The organism is Enterovirga sp. (assembly GCF_028290205.1).
Lineage (GTDB): Bacteria > Pseudomonadota > Alphaproteobacteria > Rhizobiales > Beijerinckiaceae > Enterovirga.
Genome location: NZ_JAQGKF010000011.1, coordinates 1 through 19,997 on the forward strand (window position 1 = coordinate 1; position 19,997 = coordinate 19,997).

At 70.3% G+C, this 19,997-nt stretch carries 23 protein-coding genes, 2 tRNA genes and 1 pseudogene; 11 read left to right on the forward strand and 15 right to left on the reverse strand.

The window, feature by feature from the left end; genetic code table 11:
* The 11 genes from JWR86_RS00970 to hisB all read right to left on the reverse strand — a co-directional run.
* Positions 1–468 (reverse strand): TRAP transporter small permease (locus tag JWR86_RS00970; protein ID WP_299559497.1); only part of this gene is annotated, 468 nt, incomplete at its 3' end.
* Between the two features lie 56 nt (positions 469–524).
* The gene (locus JWR86_RS00975; protein WP_299559440.1) at positions 525–1,520 is read right to left on the reverse strand and encodes a TRAP transporter substrate-binding protein; all 996 of its coding nucleotides are present in this window, start codon (positions 1,518–1,520) and stop codon (positions 525–527) included.
* A 76-nt stretch (positions 1,521–1,596) separates the two neighbouring features.
* Positions 1,597–2,964, reverse strand: coding sequence for a Gfo/Idh/MocA family oxidoreductase (locus tag JWR86_RS00980; RefSeq protein WP_299559443.1), 1,368 nt, complete (start codon positions 2,962–2,964; stop codon positions 1,597–1,599).
* A gap of 409 nt (positions 2,965–3,373) precedes the next feature.
* Positions 3,374–4,348 (reverse strand): type I pantothenate kinase, encoded by a 975-nt coding sequence (gene coaA, locus JWR86_RS00985; RefSeq protein ID WP_299559446.1) that lies wholly within the window; start codon positions 4,346–4,348, stop codon positions 3,374–3,376.
* Entirely contained in the window at positions 4,345–4,668 is a 324-nt protein-coding gene (locus tag JWR86_RS00990; protein WP_299559449.1) for a phosphoribosyl-ATP diphosphatase, read from the reverse strand. The genes coaA and JWR86_RS00990 overlap by 4 nt, the downstream gene beginning before the upstream one ends.
* Before the next feature lie 200 nt (positions 4,669–4,868).
* Positions 4,869–5,642, reverse strand: a complete 774-nt coding sequence (hisF, locus tag JWR86_RS00995) for an imidazole glycerol phosphate synthase subunit HisF (RefSeq protein WP_299559500.1) — start codon at positions 5,640–5,642, stop codon at positions 4,869–4,871.
* Positions 5,643–5,653: 11 nt separating this feature from the next.
* The gene (locus JWR86_RS01000) at positions 5,654–7,900 is read right to left on the reverse strand and encodes a SulP family inorganic anion transporter (protein WP_299559452.1); all 2,247 of its coding nucleotides are present in this window, start codon (positions 7,898–7,900) and stop codon (positions 5,654–5,656) included.
* A complete protein-coding gene (gene hisA / locus JWR86_RS01005) occupies positions 7,897–8,670 on the reverse strand; it encodes a 1-(5-phosphoribosyl)-5-[(5-phosphoribosylamino)methylideneamino]imidazole-4-carboxamide isomerase (RefSeq protein ID WP_299559504.1) in 774 nt (257 codons plus the stop codon). The genes JWR86_RS01000 and hisA overlap by 4 nt, the downstream gene beginning before the upstream one ends.
* Positions 8,658–9,314: an imidazole glycerol phosphate synthase subunit HisH gene (hisH, locus tag JWR86_RS01010; RefSeq protein ID WP_299559455.1), complete on the reverse strand. Its 657-nt coding sequence runs from the start codon at positions 9,312–9,314 to the stop codon at positions 8,658–8,660. Before hisH ends, hisA begins: the two co-directional genes overlap by 13 nt.
* Positions 9,311–9,817: a DUF2628 domain-containing protein gene (locus tag JWR86_RS01015; RefSeq protein ID WP_299559458.1), complete on the reverse strand. Its 507-nt coding sequence runs from the start codon at positions 9,815–9,817 to the stop codon at positions 9,311–9,313. The genes hisH and JWR86_RS01015 overlap by 4 nt, the downstream gene beginning before the upstream one ends.
* A complete protein-coding gene (hisB, locus tag JWR86_RS01020) occupies positions 9,814–10,401 on the reverse strand; it encodes an imidazoleglycerol-phosphate dehydratase HisB (protein ID WP_299559461.1) in 588 nt (195 codons plus the stop codon). Before hisB ends, JWR86_RS01015 begins: the two co-directional genes overlap by 4 nt.
* 170 nt (positions 10,402–10,571) lie before the next feature.
* Here hisB and hslV point away from each other — a divergent pair, with 170 nt between their 5' ends.
* The 7 genes from hslV (at position 10,572) to JWR86_RS01055 (ending at position 15,662) form a co-directional block, all read left to right on the forward strand.
* Positions 10,572–11,126 (forward strand): ATP-dependent protease subunit HslV, encoded by a 555-nt coding sequence (gene hslV / locus JWR86_RS01025; protein WP_299559464.1) that lies wholly within the window; start codon positions 10,572–10,574, stop codon positions 11,124–11,126.
* Between the two features lie 105 nt (positions 11,127–11,231).
* Positions 11,232–12,299: a hypothetical protein gene (locus JWR86_RS01030; RefSeq protein ID WP_299559467.1), complete on the forward strand. Its 1,068-nt coding sequence runs from the start codon at positions 11,232–11,234 to the stop codon at positions 12,297–12,299.
* 64 nt (positions 12,300–12,363) lie between these two features.
* A complete protein-coding gene (hslU, locus tag JWR86_RS01035; RefSeq protein WP_299559470.1) occupies positions 12,364–13,683 on the forward strand; it encodes an ATP-dependent protease ATPase subunit HslU in 1,320 nt (439 codons plus the stop codon).
* A gap of 118 nt (positions 13,684–13,801) precedes the next feature.
* The gene (locus JWR86_RS01040; protein WP_299559473.1) at positions 13,802–14,095 is read left to right on the forward strand and encodes a hypothetical protein; all 294 of its coding nucleotides are present in this window, start codon (positions 13,802–13,804) and stop codon (positions 14,093–14,095) included.
* Between the two features lie 157 nt (positions 14,096–14,252).
* Positions 14,253–14,681, forward strand: a complete 429-nt coding sequence (locus JWR86_RS01045; protein ID WP_299559476.1) for a DUF4345 family protein — start codon at positions 14,253–14,255, stop codon at positions 14,679–14,681.
* Positions 14,678–15,364 (forward strand): HAD family hydrolase, encoded by a 687-nt coding sequence (locus JWR86_RS01050; protein ID WP_299559479.1) that lies wholly within the window; start codon positions 14,678–14,680, stop codon positions 15,362–15,364. Before JWR86_RS01045 ends, JWR86_RS01050 begins: the two co-directional genes overlap by 4 nt.
* Before the next feature lie 94 nt (positions 15,365–15,458).
* Positions 15,459–15,662, forward strand: coding sequence for a hypothetical protein (locus tag JWR86_RS01055; protein WP_299559482.1), 204 nt, complete (start codon positions 15,459–15,461; stop codon positions 15,660–15,662).
* Positions 15,663–15,735: 73 nt separating this feature from the next.
* On the opposite strand, the gene JWR86_RS01060 is transcribed toward JWR86_RS01055, so the two are convergent.
* Positions 15,736–15,813, reverse strand: a tRNA-Pro gene (locus JWR86_RS01060).
* Between the two features lie 199 nt (positions 15,814–16,012).
* On the opposite strand from JWR86_RS01060, the gene JWR86_RS01065 reads away from it, so the two are divergent.
* Genes JWR86_RS01065 through msrB form a run of 3 tightly spaced genes read left to right on the forward strand, consistent with a single transcriptional unit; the run spans position 16,013 to position 17,208 of the window.
* On the forward strand, positions 16,013–16,285 hold the full coding sequence (locus JWR86_RS01065) for a BrnA antitoxin family protein (RefSeq protein WP_299559485.1): 273 nt from the start codon (positions 16,013–16,015) through the stop codon (positions 16,283–16,285).
* Positions 16,286–16,316: 31 nt separating this feature from the next.
* Positions 16,317–16,634 (forward strand): putative quinol monooxygenase, encoded by a 318-nt coding sequence (locus tag JWR86_RS01070; protein ID WP_299559488.1) that lies wholly within the window; start codon positions 16,317–16,319, stop codon positions 16,632–16,634.
* Positions 16,635–16,665: 31 nt separating this feature from the next.
* A complete protein-coding gene (gene msrB / locus JWR86_RS01075) occupies positions 16,666–17,208 on the forward strand; it encodes a peptide-methionine (R)-S-oxide reductase MsrB (protein WP_366914523.1) in 543 nt (180 codons plus the stop codon).
* Between the two features lie 188 nt (positions 17,209–17,396).
* Here the strand turns inward: msrB and JWR86_RS01080 are convergent, their stop codons facing one another.
* Both JWR86_RS01080 and JWR86_RS01085 read right to left on the reverse strand, forming a co-directional pair.
* Positions 17,397–18,002 carry a hypothetical protein gene (locus JWR86_RS01080; RefSeq protein ID WP_299559491.1) on the reverse strand — a complete coding sequence of 202 codons (606 nt, stop codon included), beginning with the start codon at positions 18,000–18,002 and terminating at the stop codon, positions 17,397–17,399.
* Positions 18,003–18,590: 588 nt separating this feature from the next.
* Positions 18,591–18,667: transfer RNA gene (locus tag JWR86_RS01085), tRNA-Asp, on the reverse strand.
* Between the two features lie 122 nt (positions 18,668–18,789).
* Between JWR86_RS01085 and JWR86_RS01090 the strand changes: the two genes are divergently transcribed.
* Positions 18,790–19,578: an RNA methyltransferase gene (locus JWR86_RS01090; protein WP_299559494.1), complete on the forward strand. Its 789-nt coding sequence runs from the start codon at positions 18,790–18,792 to the stop codon at positions 19,576–19,578.
* On the opposite strand, the pseudogene JWR86_RS01095 reads toward JWR86_RS01090, so the two are convergent.
* Positions 19,571–19,997, reverse strand: a pseudogene (locus JWR86_RS01095) (hypothetical protein); the annotation flags it as partial. The gene JWR86_RS01090 and the pseudogene JWR86_RS01095 sit on opposite strands and share 8 nt — an antisense overlap.

Here is a 19,997-nt window from a genome sequence, read left to right on the forward strand (position 1 = left end):
CTTGGACGGGTCCAGGATCTTCTCGACAAAGAACAGCATCATCATCAGGCAGGCGGCCGGCGCGGAGAAGTAGTACCAGGCCGGTGAGATATCGAGCGCGCCCGTCGTGTTGGGCAGGACGTCGATCGTCAGTTTCAGGCTGAAGATGAACAGGGTGACGATGAAGAGCAGGTTCAGCAGCTCGACCACCCAGAAATAGGCGGTCCTGAACCGGGCCGGGACGAGCCCGACCAGGATGTCGACCGCGATGTGGAGCTGCTGCCGGTACAGGATCGCCGCACCGATGAAGGTGATCCAGATGAACAGCATGTTCGAGACCTGCTCGATCCAGGCGATCGGCTGGTTCAGCACGTAGCGCCACCAGACCGCCGCGAGCGTGATCAGCACGATCGCGGCCATGGCGGCCCCGATCACGGCCTTGCCGGCGTCGCTCACGAATTCGCAGAGCCGCAGGAAGGGCCGGATCATGGGGCTCACCGCAACGCCTTCTCCCTGGACGGGAGAAGGGGCTGCCACGGGGGTCATCAGGAGACCTGCGCGAAGCGCTCGACCCACTTCCTGCCGGCCGGAAACTCGTCGACGAGTTTCTTGACGGAGGCCGCGAAGGCAGCCTTGTCGACCTCGGTCACGACGATCTTCTTGGCCTTGATCTTCTCCATGATCTGCTTGTCGTCGGCCTCGACCTTGGGCCGCATCTCGGCCTCGCTGTCGCGGGCGGCCTGATCCACGGCCTGGCGCAGCTCGGGGGAGAGCTTCTGGTAGACGGCCTCGGACATGAGCAGGCAGTTGTCCTGCATCATGTGCTCGGTCAGGGACAGGTGCGTGTTGGCATCGAAGATGCCCGAGTTCCAGGTGAGCGCGATCGGGTTTTCCTGGCCATCGATGATGTTCGACTTGAGGGCCTGGAACACCTCGGGGAACGGCAGCGGCGTCGGGGAGGCGCCGAACATCTCGAAGGTGCGCCGCCAGAGCGCGGTTTCCGGGACCCGGATCTTCAGCCCCTTCATCTCGGCCGGCGTCTTGACGACCTTGTTGCAGGAGAGCTGCCGCGGCATCCGGGGGATGGCCGCGATCGGCCGCAGCTTGGCGACGGAGCCCACGTCCTTGATGTATTCGTCCCGCACCGCGTCCCAGACCCGGTCCTTATGCGGCACGTCCTTGAACAGGTAGGGATGGGTCCAGACCTCGGCCGGGCGGTACCAGCCGGCCAGGATGCCCTGCCCGGGGGTCGCCATGTGCACGGCGCCCTGGAGCATCGCCTCGATATGCTCCCGCTCGCCACCCAGCGCGCCGCCATGGTGATTGGTCAGCGTAATCTGACCCTTGGAGATCTCGCCGACGCGCTTGGCGAAGAAGTCGATGGATTGCGCAATGAAATCCGAGGGCGCCACCGCGGTGGCCCCGATCCAGCTCACCTTCTGCGCCCGCACCAGCGACGGCATCGCGACGAGTGCCCCCGCGCCCGCGAGGGCCCCGAGCGCGTAGCGGCGGCTCGGCCCACCATGACCCTTGGTCGTCATCATCCCCTCCGTTGTGGCGTTCTTATTCCCGACACCGGCCCGCTTAGGCGGGCTCTCATGTTGTGGTGCAGTGAGTTCAGGCGGTCGTGTTGGGCCGTGAGAACGCGGCTTCCATCTCGCGGCGCGTCCGCACGGCGAGGTCGGTCGCGTCGAACTCGACATCATCCCAGAGCAGGCGTTGCCCTTCGGGGATGTCGCGCTTCAGCTTGACGTCGTGCGACAGGCCGAGCGGCAGGTAGCCCTTTTCGAGCGAAGCTGCGGCCGGGGTCTGCTTGCCCCAGACACAGAAGCCGCCCTCCCCGTCCAGCATCTCGCCGGCCTTGAGGGCGCGCTTGGCGGTCGCGACAACGTCGGAATTGAAGCAGATCGGCGCGCCGGTCGCCTCGCGCCGCAAGGCGGCGGACGCGACCGAGATGCCGAGTTCCAGGCCGATCATGTGAATGGGCCGGTACAGCGCGGCGTATTGCCCGGTCTTGTCGGGCAGCATCGAATATTCGACGAAGCAGCGGCGCGAGTAGTCGTTGTCCTGCGTCGCCTCGAACACGACATAGGTGCCCATGACGAGGTTGTGGGGCACGTCCGTGCCGTCGCGGTAGACGGACGACGTCACCTCGGTGACGCCGGCCTTCTCCAGGACGCCGCCGGCGCTTTTCGGCTTGCAGATCTCCGCCACCTCGAACCGGGTCGCCGGCGGAAAGGACAGCCCTTCCGTCTGGGAATGGAGCCCCGTGGCGTTGCAGATCGCGGTCATCTCGATGCCGGATTTCGTGCCGTCCACGAAGGAGTTGAACATCTTCGGGTTGATCGAGCCGCGATCCTCGTCCCGGAACTTCATGTACCGGTCGAGGATGCTCCACACCGTGTCCGGCGTGGAGGCGTGGTAGGTCGGGTGGTAGCGCGTGCCCTTGCCGGCGGACACGATGCGGAAGCCCGCCGCCTTGGCCCAGTCGACATGCTCGCAGACGAGCGCCGGCTGGTCGCCCCAGGCCAGCGAATACACGACGCCGGCGGCCTCGGCCTTCCGGGCGAGGATCGGGCCGGCCAGCGCATCGGCCTCGACGTTCACCATCACGACGTGCTTGCCGTTGTTGATCGCCGCCATGCAGAGGCGGATCCCGGTCTTCGGGTCGCCGGTTGCCTCCACGATCACCTCGATGGCCGGATGCCGGATCATCGCCTCGGTGTCGTTGGTCAGGAACGTGCTGCCGTTCTTCAGGGCGTCGTCGAGGGAGGTGGCCGCCGATTGCTCGTCCGGCCAGGAGGCCATCTTCAGCTGCGACTTGGCTCGTGCGACGTTGAGATCGGCGACCGCGACCACATGCATCCCGGCCGTGGTGCGGGCCTGCGCCAGGAACATCGTGCCGAACTTCCCGGCGCCGACCACGCCCACGGTCACCGGCCGGCCATCCGCCTGCCGCTGCAGCAGCATCTTGTGAAGGTTCAAGGTCGCCTCTTGACGTTCCGTCCCAAGTTGATCGGATCACGTTTACACGGGCGCGACAAGGCCGAAGCAGGGTTGAGTGGGCGTGTTATGGCCATCATTGCAGGTGCGCGCTCGCAGCGGCCGGCGGCACGGTCCGGAGGGCAGCCGGCGGCCCGAAGACGGCGGGCGGAGGCGGCGGCGGCAGGCCCGACTTGGGGGCGGCCGCCACGGCCTTCCCAACGAAAAAGAGCCGCCCGAAGCCGAAGCTTCGGAGCGGCCCAAGTCAAGGGAGGAAACGCCCTAGGAGGGCAACAGCAGCGAGGCGAAGCCCCGTTGCTGCGATGCAAAATATAGGTCAGCCTCGCTGACCCGGCAAGCCTCAACGGTGGTCAGCCTGCCGTTTTTGAGCGCAGTCGGCGGGGGCATTCGGTCACAGGCGCCGCAGCGCGACCTGCTCGATGCGGTGGCTCGCCCCCTTGCGCAGGATCAGGCTCGCGCGCTGCCGCGTCGGCACGATGTTCTCGCGCAGATTGGTCAGGTTGATGCGGCTCCAGAGCCCCTCCGCGAAATCGATCGCCTCCTTCTCGGACAGGCTCGCGTATTTGCGGAAATAGGAGAGCGGATCCCGAAACGCCGTGTTCCGGAGACGGAGGAAGCGGTGGAGATACCAGCGGTGCAGGTCCTCCTCGTCCGCATCAAGGTAGATCGAGAAGTCGAAGAAGTCCGACACGAAGGGAATGGCGGCTCCGTCGCGCGGCAAGCGGGCCGGCTGGAGAACGTTCAGCCCCTCGACGATCAGGATGTCGGGGCGGTCCACACTGGTCTGCTCGCCCGGCACCACGTCGTAGACGAGGTGGGAGTAGAGCGGCGCGGCCACGTGGCGCTTGCCGGCCTTGATGTCGTGCAGGAAGCGCAGAAGCTGGGCGGTGTCGTAGCTGTCCGGAAAACCCTTGCGGTCCATCAGCCCGAGCCGGGTCAGCTCGGCATTCGGTCGCAAAAACCCGTCCGTCGTGACCAGATCGACCTTGGGCGTGTTTGGCCAGCGGGCGAGAAGGGCCTTCAGAATGCGGGCGGTGGTCGATTTGCCGACCGCGACCGAGCCCGCCACCCCGATGATGTAGGGCACCTTGCCGGCATCGGCCTGGAGGAAGCGCTGGGTCGCCTTGAACAGGCCCTGGGCGGCCGCGACATAGAGCGCCAGCAGTCGCGACAACGGCAGGTAGATGGCGATGACCTCGTCCAGCGACACGGGGTCGTTCAGGGATTGCAGCTGCTCCACCTCGTCGGCGGTGAGGGTCAGCGGCGTGTCGGCCCGCAACCGCGCCCATTCCTCGCGGCTGAACACGCGGTAGGGCGAGAGATCGCCCTGCTCGGCCGGCGGGGGCGTTTCGAGCGCGGCGCTCATGACGCGGCCCGCCCCGCCTTTTCGGCGAGCCCGGATTGCGCGGTGCGGCGGCCGAGTTCGGCCACCACCTCGTCCAGCGGGACACCCCCGGCCCTGAGCACGACCAGCAGGTGGTAGAGCAGGTCTGCCGATTCGAGCACCAGCGCCTGCCGGTCGCGCCCGACACTGGCGATCACCACCTCGACGGCCTCCTCGCCGAGCTTCTTGGCGGCAAGCGGCGGGCCGCCGGCCAGAAGCTTCGCCGTGTAGGAGCTGTCCGTGGTGCTGGCCCCGCGCGAGGCGACCATTCGTTCGAGGTCGTGCAGCGTGAACGCGGACATCAGCGCCTCAGCCCCGTGTTGACCGCGGTGACCGGGCGCCCGCCCGCGCGAGCGGGGCCCGCGTGCGGGGCCGGCCCCGCCTCGGCGCGGCGAAGGCGCGCGAGCTTGCTGAACGTGACGAGCGGCACGGCGTCCTCCTGCGGCAACCCTTCCGAGGCGGCCGCCTCTCCTATAGCAGCGATCCCGCTCGGTGCTGAATGTCAGCCCATCCGGACCGGAATGCCGGCGGCCGCCATGTGCCGCTTGGCGTCGCCGATCGAATGCTCTCCGAAATGGAAGATGGAGGCGGCGAGAACCGCGCTGGCGTGCCCCTGGGTCACGCCGGCCACAAGGTCGTCGAGCCCGCCGACGCCGCCCGAGGCCACGACCGGGATCGGCACCGCGCTGGAGATCGCCCGGATCAGCGACAGGTCGTAGCCGGACCGCGTGCCATCCCGGTCCATGGAGGTGACCAGGAGCTCCCCCGCGCCGAGCCGCGCCACCTCGGTGGCGAAGTCCACCGCGTCCAGACCGGTCGGCCGCCGGCCGCCATGGGTGAAGATCTCCCACCGGTCGGGCTCGCCGGGGCCGGACACGCGCTTCGCGTCGATCGCCACCACGATGCATTGGCTGCCGAATTTCAGCGCAGCCTCGCGCACAAAGGCGCGATCGTTCACGGCGGCCGTGTTGATGGAGACCTTGTCGGCACCGGCCAGCAGCAAGCGGCGGATGTCGTCCACCTGGCGAATGCCGCCGCCCACCGTCAGGGGCATGAAGCACTCCGCCGCCGTGCGGGCCACGATGTCGAACAGGATGCCGCGATCCTCGTGGCTGGCCGTGATGTCCAGAAAGCAGAGCTCGTCGGCGCCCGCCGCGTCGTAGGCGCGCGCCGCTTCGACAGGGTCGCCGGCGTCGCGGAGGTCCACGAATTGGACGCCTTTGACGACCCGGCCGTCCTTGACGTCCAGGCAGGGGATGACGCGGACCTTGAGCATCGTGCTCACTCCTACATTTCCGCGAGCCTGAGCTCGTCTGAAGTGGCCCGCAGCCGCTGCGCGGTCATCCGGGCGATGGTGGATAAGAGGGACTGGCCGAGTTGCGGCTCCTGCCGCAGGAGGTCGTCGAAATCCTCCGCGGTCAGGACAAAGGTGTCCACCTCGCAATCGGCGACGACGTCCGCCGAGCGGGGCCGGCGGTCGAGCAGGCCGAGCTCGCCGACCGAGGTGCCTGGACCGAGCCCGGCCACGCGGCGCCGGTGGCGGTCGGCTCCGATCTGCACGCTGACGCTGCCGCGGGTGATGAGCCACAGCTTGTCGGCCGGCTCGCCCGTGCGGCAGAGCGCCTCGCCGGCCCTGTAGGAGGCTGGCGAAAGCCGCCCCGTCAGGGCGGCAAGCTCACGCTCGGAGAGCCCCCCGGCGAGGTCCGTCTCGTCGACGCGAAGGCCGCCCCAGGCGGTCCGGGAGGCGGCCTCCTTCTCGAGCCGGGTATCCTCGGCCCATTCCAGCGCCGCATCGAGATCGGGAACCACCCGGGCGTCGGACGGGGCCAGCGCGCTCTCCAGCAGGGCGCGGTACCCGTCGCGCGGGCCCGAGACGGCCAGGTGGACGCCCCGCCCCCGGCACCGCTCCGCGAGCTGCCGCAGCACCGTCAGCCCGGAGGTGTCGAGGTCGGTGACCCGGCGCAGGTCGAGGATCACGGTCTCGGCCCGCCCCTCCAGCGTCCGCACCCGGTTGGCGAGATCGTCGGCATTGCCGAAGAACAGCACGCCCTGGAGTTCCAGAATCACCGTGGAGGCACCGCTCTCCTGCAGCAATTGGCGGTCGTGCTGCGAGCGGATGCGCTTGGAGAAGACCTGCGTGCCGTCGAGCTCCCGCCGCAGGATGGGCCGGCTCATTTCGGCGATGAACACGAGGCAGGACACGACCACGCCCGCCAGCGCCCCGACCACCGGCTGCCCCAGCACGGTCGCGGCCATCACGGCCGCCACGATGAGGGCGTTGCGGCGGGCCCGGGTTCGGGCGTCCGGATCGGCCGCGAAGAAGATGTCGCGCACCACCGTGACACACCAGCGGTCCCACATCCGCAGCGAGATCGCCACCAGCAGCGCGGACAGCACCACCACAGGCAGGGCCGAGATCAGGCTCGGCGCCAAGGCCGCGGCGGCGAGGAGCACCAGCGCCATCGACACGGTCGAGACCCGGGTCCGGCCACCCGCATCGTAGAGGGTGGTCGAGAAGGCGATCGAGGACGTCACCGCGAGGCCGCCGGCCATCGCGGCCGCCACATTCGAGGCGCCCTGGCCGGCGAGATCCCGGCGCGGCCAGGCTTCCAGGTCGGCGAGGTTCTGGGCCGACCTGAACGCGAAGGTGTAGTCGAGGGTGCCGAGCAGGCCGAGGGTCAGCGAGGTGAGGAGCAGGCTCTGCAGGATGACCCGATCGGTCAGCGCAGAGCCGAGCGCGTCCCAATCCAGCTTCAGCCCGAGCGAGGCCTGGCTCAGCGAAAGCGAGCCGATGAGCTGGCCGAGACCGAGATCCGGCCAAAGCGCCTTGACCCCGTGCCAGGCGAGGCTGCCGGCGATCAGCGCGACCAGCATCGCGGGAAGGCGCGGCGCGGCGCGTTCCGACAGACGGACCAGGAGCAGGACCCCGAGGCCGAACAGCGGCAAGGCCGGCGAGGGGACCGTCAGCGCGCCGAGAGCCGAGACGACCCCGCCCAAGGAGGGCTGGTCGAAGAGGCGGGGCAGCTGCTGCACGAAGGTCAGCACCGCGAGCCCGGTCACGAAGCCTGCCAGCACCGGATACGGCGTGAACTTCACGGCTCGGGCGAGGCCCGAGACGGCGATCAGGACCTGCCACAGCCCAGCCCCGATGATCGTCAGCGGCATGAGGGCCAGGGTGGCGGCGACGTCGCCGCGGAGGGCCGTCAGCAGGGTGGAGATGAAGGTCGCCTGGATCAGCGCCATGCTGACCGGCGGAATGTTCGGAACAAAGGACGAGGAGCGCAGCAGGGCGCCGGTCACGCCCCCGGCGACCGCACACAGGATCCCGGCCGCGGCGCCGAGCCCAATATAGTCTCGCCCGAGCGGCTCATACGCCAGCACCCCGGCCGTGACGCAGAACGGCAGCGCGATGACGCCCACCGTCGCGCCCGCCGCGACCTCGCGCATCAGGTTGGTGCCGGCCCTGGACGGGATCGGGGCGCCCGGGAGGCCGACGCCGTTGGCCCCTTCCGCGCCCCGGGCGTCCAGGCTCATCCCAGCCGGGTGTCCGGCGGCTCGGCTGTCCGGGCGGACGCGGCCAGGACGGCCAGCGCCTCGGCGGGGTCGATGCGGCCGTCATACAGGGCGCGCCCCGTGATGGCGCCGGCGAGATCGCGGCAATCGGGCTGCGTCAGCCGCTCGATATCCGCCATGGAGGCGAGGCCGCCCGACGCGATCACCGGGATCGACACGGCCCGGGCCAGGGCCAGCGTCATCGGCACGTTCAGGCCCGTGAGGATGCCGTCGCGGGCGATGTCGGTATAGATCAGCGCCGCGACCCCGACATCCTCGAAGCGGCGGCCGAGTTCCTCGGCCGTCAGGCTCGCGGTGGCGGCCCAGCCCTCCACGGCGACGCGGCCGTTCTTGGCGTCGATGCCGACGGCGATCCGGCCCGGGTGGAGCCGCGCCGCCTCGCGCACGAAATCCGGGTCGCGGACGGCCGCCGTGCCGATGATCACGCGTTGAACGCCCTTGGCGAGCCAGCCCTCCACGGTCCGCATGTCGCGGATGCCGCCGCCGAGCTGCACCGGGACCGTGCTGCGGGCCAGGATGTCGTCAACGGCCCTGCCGTTCATCGGCCGGCCCGCGAAGGCGCCGTCGAGATCGACAACGTGCAGCCAGCCGAAGCCCTGGGCCACGAAACGCGCGGCCTGGTCGCCCGGATCGTCGTTGAACACCGTGGCCTGGGCCATGTCCCCCTGAACCAGCCGCACGCAGCGGCCCTCCTTGAGGTCAATCGCGGGAAAAAGGATCACGGGGCCCAGCGCAGGAAGTTGGCGATCAGCTTCAGGCCGAGGGCCTGACTCTTCTCGGGGTGGAATTGGGTTCCGGCCAGGTTGTCTCGCGCCACCACGGCCGTCACCGGACCGCCATAGGCCGAGACCGCCACCAGGTCGTCGGGATTGCGCGCCTGCAGCGCGTAGGAATGGACGAAATAGGCATGCAGTCCCTCGGGCCCGAGCGGAATGTCCGCGGTCAGGGCGTGCTCGCGCTGAGGGTGGAGCGTGTTCCAGCCCATATGCGGGATCTTGAGCGACGGATCCTCGGGCTGGAGCGCCTCGACGTTGCCCGGGATCCAGTCGAGTCCCGCCGTCGTCTCCGTCTCGCGACCGCGCGTGGCCATCAGCTGCATGCCGACGCAGATGCCGAGAAAGGGCCGGCCGCGGCCGCGCGCCGATTCGGTCATGGCCTCGACCATGCCGTCCAGCGCCTCGAGGCCCCGCCGGCAATCCGCGAAGGCGCCAACGCCCGGCAGCACGATGCGGTCAGCCCGGGCGACCTCGTCCGGGTCGGCGGTGACGAGAATGCGGTCCGACCGGCCAGCCTCCCGCACGGCCCGCTCGAAGGCCTTGCGGGCGGAGTGGAGGTTGCCCGATCCGTAATCGACGAGCGCAACGGTCGCGGTCACCGCCGGCCCTCGAGATCGGGGAACAGGCCGATCACCGGCTCGTGCCCGGGCCGGGCGAACGGGTTCGCCCGCAGGGCGGAAACGACGGGCGGGACGGCCCGCGCCACCGGCGCCGGATCGTCCAGCCAGCGGCCGAAGCTCTTGGTCTCGGCCTCGGCCTCCGAGGCCGCATAGACCACGTCCACGGCCGGCCGGCCCCGGCGCGCCAGGGCCCAGCGCCGCAGCGTCGGGCCTTCGAGCCCGAACAGGCCGTGCAGCAGCACTTCCGCCATCAGGATGGTGCCGAGGCCGGCGCCGAGCGCCCGCAGCCCGCTCGCGAGCCCGACCACCGCCGCGGCGACGCCGAGTGCCAGCAGCCAGTGGCGGTGACGCAGAAACCAGAGGCTCGGCACCAGAAAGGCGCCCCAGGAGAAGCCGTCCCGCACGAGGTCGGCGCGCTCCAGCGCCCGCGGATCGCCGGGAGCGAAATCGGGCGCGACGTGCAGCGTGTAGGCGGCGCTCACAGGTTCCCCTTGGTCGAGGGCACGCGGCCGCCTTCGCGCTCGTCGACGGCGGCGGCGCGGCGCAAGGCCCGGGCGAGCCCCTTGAAGCAGCTTTCCGCGATGTGGTGGCTGTTGCTGCCGTACAGGGTCTCGACGTGCAGGGTCACGCCGGCATTCATGGCAAAGGCCTGAAAGAACTCGCGCACGAGTTCAGTGTCGAACTCGCCCACCTTGGCGGTCGGGAACTCGGTCCGGAACACCAGGAAGGGGCGGCCCGACAGGTCGAGCGCGACCCGCGTCAGTGTCTCGTCCATGGGGAGGTCGAGGCTCGCGTAACGGGTCACGCCCTTCTTGTCGCCGAGCGCCTTGCGGAGCGCCTCGCCGAGCGCGATGCCGGTATCTTCCGTCGTGTGGTGGCCATCCACCTGAAGGTCGCCCGTGACCTTGACGTCGAGATCGACCAACGCATGCCGCCCGAATAATTCGAGCATGTGGTCCAGGAAGCCGATCCCGGTCGAGATCCGACACGTGCCCGTGCCGTCGAGGCCGAGCGTGACGGTGACGTCGGTTTCGGCAGTGCGCCGACTGACGCTCGCGGAGCGCATGAGAATGTCCTGACTGCCTCGGAGTCCCGGACGGCGTCCTGCGCCGGCCCGAGAGGGTGACGGCGGCTCAATAGCAAGGAGGGTGCCCGATGACCACCGCGGGACCAGCCGAGGTGGTATTCCGCGCCGCCATGCTTAAGTGACGCAGTCCTGCCACCACGCCAGATCCGATGCCCGACCGACAGCTCCCCTCCATGCACGCCACCACCATCCTCATGGTCCGCAGAGGAGGCCGGGTGGTGATCGGGGGCGACGGCCAGGTTTCGCTCGGCCAGACCATCGTCAAGGGCAATGCCCGCAAGGTCCGCCGGCTCGCGAAGGGCGCCGTGATCGGCGGGTTCGCGGGCGCCACCGCCGACGCCTTCACCCTGTTCGAGCGGCTGGAGGGCAAGCTCGAGCAATATCCCGGGCAGCTCACGCGCGCCTGTGTCGAGCTCACCAAGGACTGGCGCACCGACCGCTACCTGAGGCGGCTCGAAGCCATGATGCTGGTGGCCGACAGCGAGGTCGGCCTTCTCCTGTCCGGATCGGGCGACGTGCTGGAGCCGGAGGCCGGCGTGATGGCGATCGGGTCCGGCGGCAATTACGCGCTCGCCGCCGCCCGGGCGCTCAGCGACACCGGGATGGACGCGGAGGCGATCGTGCGGCGTTCGCTCGCCATCGCGGCCGAGATTTGCGTGTACACTAACGGCAACGTGGTGGTCGAAAGCCTGGACGCGGCCTAGCCGCACGGCCGCGCCCGGTCCCCGCGACAACGCGCCGCCGACCCCCTCCCGCCTCGCTGGCCGCCGCATGACCGTCAGCCCCTCCCCTCCCTCCGGGCCAGCCGCATGATCTCCGACCGCGTGCTCGACCTGGCCGTCGCCCAGGATCTGATCCGGCCGGGCCAGGCGGAGGCGCTGCGCAGTCTCGCCCGTCAGGAGGAGCCCGCCCGGCCGGAGCCGCCGGACGCGGAGCGGCTGCGCATGGTCAACGGCTTCGCGGACATCTTCGTCACCATAGGGCTGCTGCTGTTTCTCGGCGCCGCAACGTTTCTGGCGGGTGCCCGGCTGGCGGAAGGCTGGACCGCGGCGGTGGTCGCGCTCTGTGCGTGGGGGCTGGCCGAGTTCTTTACCCGCCGGCGCCGGATGGCCCTGCCGTCCATCGTGCTGGTGGCGAGCTTCGTGCTCGCCGTGTTCGTGGCCGTGTCCTCCCTCGCCGGAGGCGAGAGCGCAGGTGACCTGCCGAGCCTCGGCTGGATCGACCTGGTGCTGCGCACGGGTCCCGAACCGCTCACCGCCGCGGCCGCCGCTGCAGCGGCCGCGGGCGCGGCCGCCCTCCATTACGGTCGCTTCCGGGTGCCGATCGCGGTGGCGGCCGGGTTCGGAGCGGCCGGGCTGAGCCTGACCGTGCTGCTCTCCGTGCTGGCCCCATCCCTGGCCGAGCGGCTGGCGAACCCCCTGCTGCTGCTGTTGGGACTCGTCGCCTTCGCGGCGGCCATGCGGTTCGACCTCGCCGATCCGGAGCGGCGGACCCGATGCACGGACATCGCCTTCTGGCTGCATCTCCTGGCCGCGCCGCTGATCGTGCATTCTCTGTTCAGCGCCATCGGGGTGAGCCGCGGCGTGCTGCCGCCCGCCGCCGCGGTGCTCGTCTTGGCGATCTTCTGCGGGCTCGCCGCGGTTGCGATCCTGGTGGACCGGCGCGCGATCCTGGTGGCCGGCCTGGTCTATGCCGGCGTGGCCTTCTCCTCCCTGGCCCGAAGCGCGGGACTGCCGGACACGGTGCCGGTGACCCTGCTGGCGCTGGGCGCCTTCATTCTCCTGCTCAGCGCGGGCTGGACGCCGCTCCGCGCCCGCCTGCTCGGGGCCATGCCGGCGGGCCTCGTCGCCCGGCTCGCCCGCCCTTTGTCACCGTGAGCGCGGCACATTCGCGCCGCGCCACCCCGATGATCGACGCCTATCCAAACCCCACATGGAGACCATGACCAGCTTCTCCCCCCGCGAGATCGTTTCGGAGCTCGACCGCTTCATCGTCGGCCAGTTGGACGCCAAGCGCGCCGTCGCGATCGCGCTGCGCAACCGCTGGCGCCGGCAGCAGGTCGAGGGCCCGCTGAAGGACGAGATCGCGCCCAAGAACATCCTGATGATCGGCCCGACCGGGTGCGGCAAGACGGAGATCTCGCGCCGGCTGGCACGGCTCGCCGGCGCGCCCTTTCTGAAGGTCGAGGCCACCCGCTTCACGGAGGTCGGCTATGTCGGCCGTGACGTGGAGCAGATCGTGCGCGACCTGGTGGAGGTCGGGATCGGGCTCGTGCGCGACGACAAGCGCCGCAGCGTCGAGGCCAAGGCGCACCTCGCCGCCGAGGATCGCGTGCTGGACGCCCTGGTCGGGCCCGCCGCGTCGCCTGCCACCCGGGATTCCTTTCGTCGCAAGCTCAGAGCCAACGAGCTCGACGACAAGGAGATCGAGGTCGAGATCGCGGGCGGCGCGCCGTCCGGCATGCCCATGTTCGAGATCCCCGGAATGCCGGGCGCCTCGATGGGCGCGATCAACCTGTCCGACATGCTCGGCAAGGCGCTCGGCGGCGGCCGGGGGAAGCCGCGCCGCGTCACGGTGCGGGAGGCGTATGCGCCCCTGATCGCCGAGGAATCGGACAAGCTGCTCGACCAGGAGGCCCTCGTGCAGGAGGCCATCCGGCAGGTCGAGAACAACGGCATCGTGTTTCTGGACGAGATCGACAAGATCTGCGCCCGCTCGGAAGGCGGCCGCGTGTCGGGAGACGTGTCGCGCGAGGGCGTGCAGCGCGACCTGCTACCGCTGATCGAGGGCACCACCGTCACCACCAAGCACGGCGTGGTGAAGACGGACCACATCCTGTTTATCGCCTCCGGCGCCTTCCACATCTCGAAGCCCTCCGACCTCTTGCCCGAATTGCAGGGGCGGCTGCCGATCCGGGTCGAGCTGCAGCCGCTCACCATTGAGGATTTCCGTCGCATCCTGACGGAAACCGAAGCCTCGCTGATCAAGCAGTCGATCGCCCTGATGGCGACCGAGGGCATCGAGCTCAGCTTCACGGAGGATTCGATCGAGGCCCTCGCCCGGGTCGCCGTGGACGTGAACAGCCGGGTCGAGAACATCGGCGCCCGGCGGCTGCAGACGGTGCTGGAGCGGGTGCTGGACGAGATCTCGTTCACGGCCCCGGACAGGTCGGGGCAGGCCGTGGAGATCGACGGCGCCTATGTGCGGGCGCAGGTCGAGCAGCTCGCGGCCAACACCGACCTCAGCCGCTTCATTCTCTGAACGGGGGCCGCTTCTGCGGCTCCCTCCCTTCGGAGGAGAAGACAGGCGCGGCGGAGCTTCCTAGGATGCCGGCGGTCACCGACCCCGGCGCGACCGGGCCAGCTGAAAGGTGTCTCCCATGCGTCCCGCTCTTCTCGCCCTCGCGACGGTGCTTGGCCTGTTGGTCGCCGCACCCGGTCCGGCCTCCGCCCAGGCCACCGGCACGGAAGCCGCGCCGAGCAAGCCCGCCAAGCCCAGCCGCGCCGCCAAGCCGCAGCGCGAGCCGACCGCCGGCCAGCTCGCCGGGCGCGAGCGCCGCCGCAAATGCGGTGTCGAATGGAAGGAAGCCAAGCAGGCCGGCACCACCGGCGGGCTGAAATGGCCTCAGTTCTACAGCCGCTGCAACACCCGGCTGAAGGGCAACAACGTCTAGGGACCCAACCACACTATGTCGCAATCCCGGCTGCTCTGGCTCGCCTTCTGTGTCGGTCTTGTCGTGATGGCGCTGTTGCGGATCGGCGGCATCGCCTGACGGGAACCCCGGGCCAGGCTCCGGGCTTCCCCCTCCGGGACGAGGGGTTTCGGCGCGGATGGACAGGCTCGAGCGGGAACGGCGGGTCCTGCAATATGTGATCAGCCTCGGCGCTCTGCTGCCCGTGGCGGCCGGGCTCTACGGCGTCCTGTTCGCGGCCGGGCTCACTGGCGACCAGCTCGGCGTCGCGGGCGACAGCCACTACCGCTACCTGTCGGGGCTGCTTCTCGGCATCGGCCTCCTGTTCTGGTCCTGCGTGCCCGCGATCGAGAGCAAGGGCGGCCGCATCGGCCTTCTCACGCTCATCGTGGTGGCGGGAGGGCTCGGGCGCCTGGCCGGGCTTCTCCTGACCGGTCTGCCGGCCCTGTCCATGCTGGGCGCGCTCGCCATGGAGCTCATCGTGACGCCAATCGTCTGTCTCTGGCACTACCGGGTCGCACGGCTCTACCGCGATCCGCCGGCCGCCCCCGTCGGGGCCGCACCATGACGCGGGCCGTCATCTTCGACATCGACGGCACGCTGATCGATTCCGTCGACCTCCACGCCGAGGCGTGGCGTCAGGCCTTGGGGCATTTCGGCTACGACGTGCCCTTCGCCGAAATGCGTCGCCAGATCGGCAAGGGCGGCGACCAATTGCTTCCCGTCTTCGTGCCCCGGGAGGTGCTGGAGCGCAGGGAGGAGGAGATCTCCGCCTTCCGGTCCGACCTGTTCAAGCGCGACTACCTGCCCAAGGTGCGGCCCTTTGCGGCCGTGCCCGATCTGTTCCGGCGCGTACGCGAGGCCGGGCTCAAGACCGTGCTCGCCTCCTCGGGCAAGGCCGAGGAGGTGGCCGAATATGTCCGCATCGCCGGGATCGAAGGGCTGTTCGACGAAATGGTGTCGGCCGACGACGCCGCCCGTTCCAAGCCGGCTGGCGACATTTTCGCGGCCGCGCTGGCCGCCGTGGCGCCCCTCGGCCCGACCGAGGCGGTGGTGATCGGCGACACGGCCTGGGACGTGATCGCCGCCAACGCGGTCGGCCTCGCCACGGTGGCGGTCCGCTGCGGCGGCTTCGCCGAGGCGGAACTCCGGCAGGCCGGTGCGGTGGCGCTGGTCCAGGGACCGGCCGAACTCCTGGTGCGATTCGACGAGACGCCGCTGTCGCCTGCCTGGGTGCCGCCGCGGCGGTGACCCGGAACCCCGGCCCCGGGGCGGGGCCGGCGTTAACCCGCGGGCAAGTTTCCGTTCCCTATATGTTCTTGCAAGAACAACGGGGACGGGGTCCATGAGCGAGACCGAGATCGAGTTGGCGAAGGCCTATCTGCGCGGAGCCGGGCACGACCCGGTGGCCGCCCTGATCCGATCGGTGATGGACCTCGCGCGCATCCGCGCCCAAATCGACGGGCGGGGCGACGCGAGCCTGCTCAGCCCTTCGCCCACAACCTCCCTGCTGCCGTGCGAGCGCCAGCACCTGCCGTCGCCAGCCTGAGCGGACGGCGTCTCTGCTGGAAAAGGTGGTGTCGAAAGCCGCCTCGGGCGGCCCTGGTCCGGATGTCGGGGATTGGTCGGAGCGAGAGGATTCGAACCTCCGACCCCTAGTCCCCCAGACTAGTGCGCTAACCGGGCTGCGCTACGCTCCGATGCCAACAGGCAGGCCCCCCCTCTAGGATTTCCCGCGGCCGGGCGCAACCCGTCGCCGGCCTTCACGGCAACAGGGGCCGGGCGCGATGTTCAACAACAATCGCGGCGCGCCCCGGGGGGCCGGCATGACGGGCCGGTGCAAGACTGATAACGAGAGTTGTAGATTCGGCACAAGCGAGGCGGGAAGCCGATGAACAGATGCACGCGTCCAAGCAGGGGCTTGCGGGCATGAACGACCGCAGCCGTCGCGGCGTCGACCCGCGCTCGCGGGCGGAAGCCGCCTTCAAGGCCGCCACCGCGAAGCCCATCGAGGCGGCGGCGGCGGCGGTCCGGCCGCCCGTTCTCCCGGCCGCCCGCGAACAGGTGACGCTGCGGATCGACCGCGACGTGCTGGAAGCCTTTCAGGCCGAAGGTCCGGGTTGGCAGGACAGGATCAATGCAGCACTGAAACAGGCTGCCGGGCTCGGCTGAGCCCGTCGCTACGCGAGGGAGAGCGCCGCACATGATTCACGTCATCGCCCTGATCACGGCGAAGCCCGGCATGCGGGACAAGGTGCTCGAGTTCTTCCACGCCAACATCCCGGCGGTGCGGGCCGAGCAGGGCTGCGTCGAATACGTGCCGACCGTGGATGCCCAGGGCCTCGGGCCGGTCCAGACCGACATCGGCCCCGACACCTTCGCGGTGATCGAGAAGTGGGAAAGCATGGACGCGCTCAAGGCCCACATCGCGGCCCCGCACATGAAGGATTACGGGGCCAAGACCAAGGACCTGCTGCAGAGCCGGGTGATCCATGTCCTTACGCCGCACGGGACCGCTTGAAACCTGCCGCCCGCTCGTGCGTTTGAGGCCGATGAGCCTCCTCGACATGTTCCGCCGCGACGCCTCCTCCGATTCGGAGGAGGCCGGTGACCGCCCGACCCGTTCGCCGTCGGGCTTCGATCTCACGCCCCCTGCCCCCGATGAGCGGGAGCGGCTGGAGGCCGATCTCTCGCCCGAGGAAAAGCGCGTGCTGCTGCAGCACGGCACCGAGGCGCCCTTTTGCGGCGGCCTCCTCAACAACAAGCAACCGGGCGTTTATTGCTGCCGCGAATGCGGTCTGCCGCTGTTTCGGGCCGCCACCAAGTTCGAGAGCGGGACGGGCTGGCCCAGTTTCACCGCACCCATCGACGAGACCCATGTGCGGGCCGTGACCGACCGCAGCTACGGCATGGTCAGGACGGAGACGCGCTGCGCCCGCTGCGACAGCCACCAGGGCCACGTGTTTCCGGACGGCCCGGCCCCGACCCGGCTGCGCTACTGCATCAATTCCGTGTCGCTGAGCTTTGTCGCGGACGGGCAGCCCCTTCCCGATCCGCTGGGCCGGGGCGACAGTCTGAGTTCGGAACTCGGCTGACCTCGTCGCCTCCGAGCCCCTGACGGCGACTCGATGTAGGCGCCCAGCCCGCTGCGGGCCCTGGCGTGCGCCTCGACGGCGGACCCTGTGCCGCGGCACTGCGGGGCGCAACTCGCCCCGCTCCGCAGCTGCCCCGGGAGCGCCAGGGCCTCGCGATCCGGACCCTCTAGGGCGGGCGTCGCTCCAGGCTATTGCGCCGTTTGGAGCGAAGCTTCCTTGTTCAGCGAGGCCTCCTTGTTCAGCGGGGCCTCCTTGTTCAGCGAAGCCTCCTTGTTCGGCGCCGGCACCGGCTCGACCGGCGGCCCGGAGGTGTCGGCCATCTTCTCGATGCGGCTCTTCTCGCCCTTCGAGATCAAGCGCGTCTTATCCAGGGTCTCGAACTGCGCGGGCGTGGCGGCGCCGCGGGTGCCGCCCTCGTAGACGAGCACCTGGCCCTTGAGCACGACGATGTCGCCGCGCCGCAGGGTCGGGTCCTCGAGATACCAGTTCGGGCGCTTCACCGGGTCGATCGGCCTGGCGAGCACCGGCTTCGCTTCCGGAGCCGCCGTGGGCCGCGCCGTCCGGGGCGCCTGGCGCTCCTGAGAGCCGGACGCGCCCTGCGGCGCGCGCCGACGCGGGGCGACATGCACGTCCAGCGGCGCCGGCCGCGGCTGATACTGGTAGCGCGGCCGCTCGACGAACGAATCGCCGAACAGGAATTCCAGAAGGCCAGCCTGCGCCGGCGAGGCGGCAGCAAGCAGCCCCGCCACGCCGAGGGCGCCAGTCAGGCCGGTGAGGCGATGCGGCAAGGACATGATCTGGCGTCGCTCCGAAGCCGTGAGTGGGGTGGCCTGCCCGTAAACGCGTCTCGCGCTTGGCAGGTTCCTGTCTGGGCTGGGGGCATTTCAGGCCGATGTCGAGCCGCGCCTGTTGGCAACCCTAATGCGTGACAAGCCCGGCACGGCCGGGTCGGCTGCCCGCATCCAAGTCGTCCGCTCGGCGCCGGTCCGGGCTGGTCCCGTGTCCGCCCACGGGGCAGCCCGTTCGCAAGACACGGCCATGATCAGGGCCAGATGACGCCGCGATCATGGGCTCGCGAAATGTCGCCCCTGAGCGGCGACATCGGAGGCCAGGCGGGCTGAAGCCGAAAGATCTCGTCCCCCGGCCGGAAAGAGCTTCGGCCCAGCCCGGAATACGCCGGGGCGACCGAGCCCGATCCCGATCGCTGGAGCGCCGGAAGCTGGGGACGACTCATCCGGCCCGGTCTGCCGGGGGCGGCCGCGCAAGCTGCCGCGGCAGGACGCGCCGCCGCGGCGACGGGTGCTCGCGGAATCGCTTGGATCTGGAAGGGAGAAGACCGGCCGCGAGGCGCCTAAGGCAGACCGCGGCGGGGCTCGGTAGAATGGCGCGGGCGACGGGACTCGAACCCGCGACCTCCGGCGTGACAGGCCGGCACTCTAACCGACTGAGCTACGCCCGCTGAACCCGGCCTCGGCCGGGGGTTGCGGTTTAGGAACGGGCCGCCGCGCTGTCAACACCATCGGGGCCACCTTCTGCACGCGGGCCTGGACAACGCCCCCTCCCCGGAGGATGGAGCCAGCCATGACGAGAGATCGCCGAGGCTCCGGCAAGCCGAGCCGCGGGCCTGCCCGCCCGCCCAGGGACGATCACCCGGACCGCGTGATCCTCTACGGCTTTCACCCGGTGGCGGAGGCCTTGCGCAACCCGCAGCGCGGCGTGCGGCGCTTTCTCGCCACCGAGAACGCGGCCGCCCGGCTGGCGGCGGAGCAGCCCGGCCTGGAGCCCTTGCCCGAGATCGTCAGGGCGGAGGCCATCAGCCGGCTCCTGGAGCCGGACGCCGTGCATCAGGGGCTGTTTCTCGAATGCGACCCTCTGCCGGCGCTGGGTCTCGACGACCTCGGCGACGACGCCCTCGTCCTCGCGCTGGATCAGGTCACCGACCCGCACAATGTCGGGGCCATCACCCGCACGGCGGCGGCCTTCGGCGTTCAGGCCATCCTGACAACCGCGCGGCACAGCCCCGCGGCGACCGGCGTGCTGGCCAAGGCCGCCTCGGGCGGGCTCGAACACGTGCCGAGTGTGGTGGTCCGCAACCTCGCCGACGCCCTGATCGAGCTCGGACAGCGCGGTTTCCGACGCATCGGCCTCGATTCGGCCGGGGACGTGCCGCTCGGCGCCGTCCCGCCGGGTCGGCCAGCCGTGCTCGTCCTGGGCGCGGAGGGGCGCGGCCTGCGCCAGCGCACGCGGGCCAATTGCGACGTGGTGGCCCGGCTGGACATGCCGGGCGCGGTGAAGAGCCTGAACGTGTCCAATGCGGCCGCCGTGGCGCTCTACGCGCTGACGGCGGGATCGGACGGTTCCGCTACCTGACGGCGGTTCGGCGCGCGCCGACCACGACCACGCCACTGCCGCCCTGCTGGCCGGAAACGGCCGTCACCGGGCCGCCGACACCGCCGCGCCGCATTCGGGCCGGGCCGCGGCGCTCGGAGCCGAGCACGTAGATCGCGGGCCGCTGCACCGGGGGTGCCGGGATGCCGGCCGCGACGGGCAGGCCGGGGACGTCACCCAACGGCCAGGAGGCCGCCCGGAACGGCGCCGGGCCCGGGCCCGAGGAGCCGAATGCATAGCCGGCGGCACCGAAGCCGTAGGCATAGGGGCCCGACCCGAAACCATAGAGGCCCGAGCCATACGGGCCCGAGCCGAAGCCGAACGCGTTGAAACCGCCGCGGCCGTGTCGCCCGGTGAAGCCGGCGCGCCGCCCGAGCCCGGCGCGGCCCCACTGGCCACCA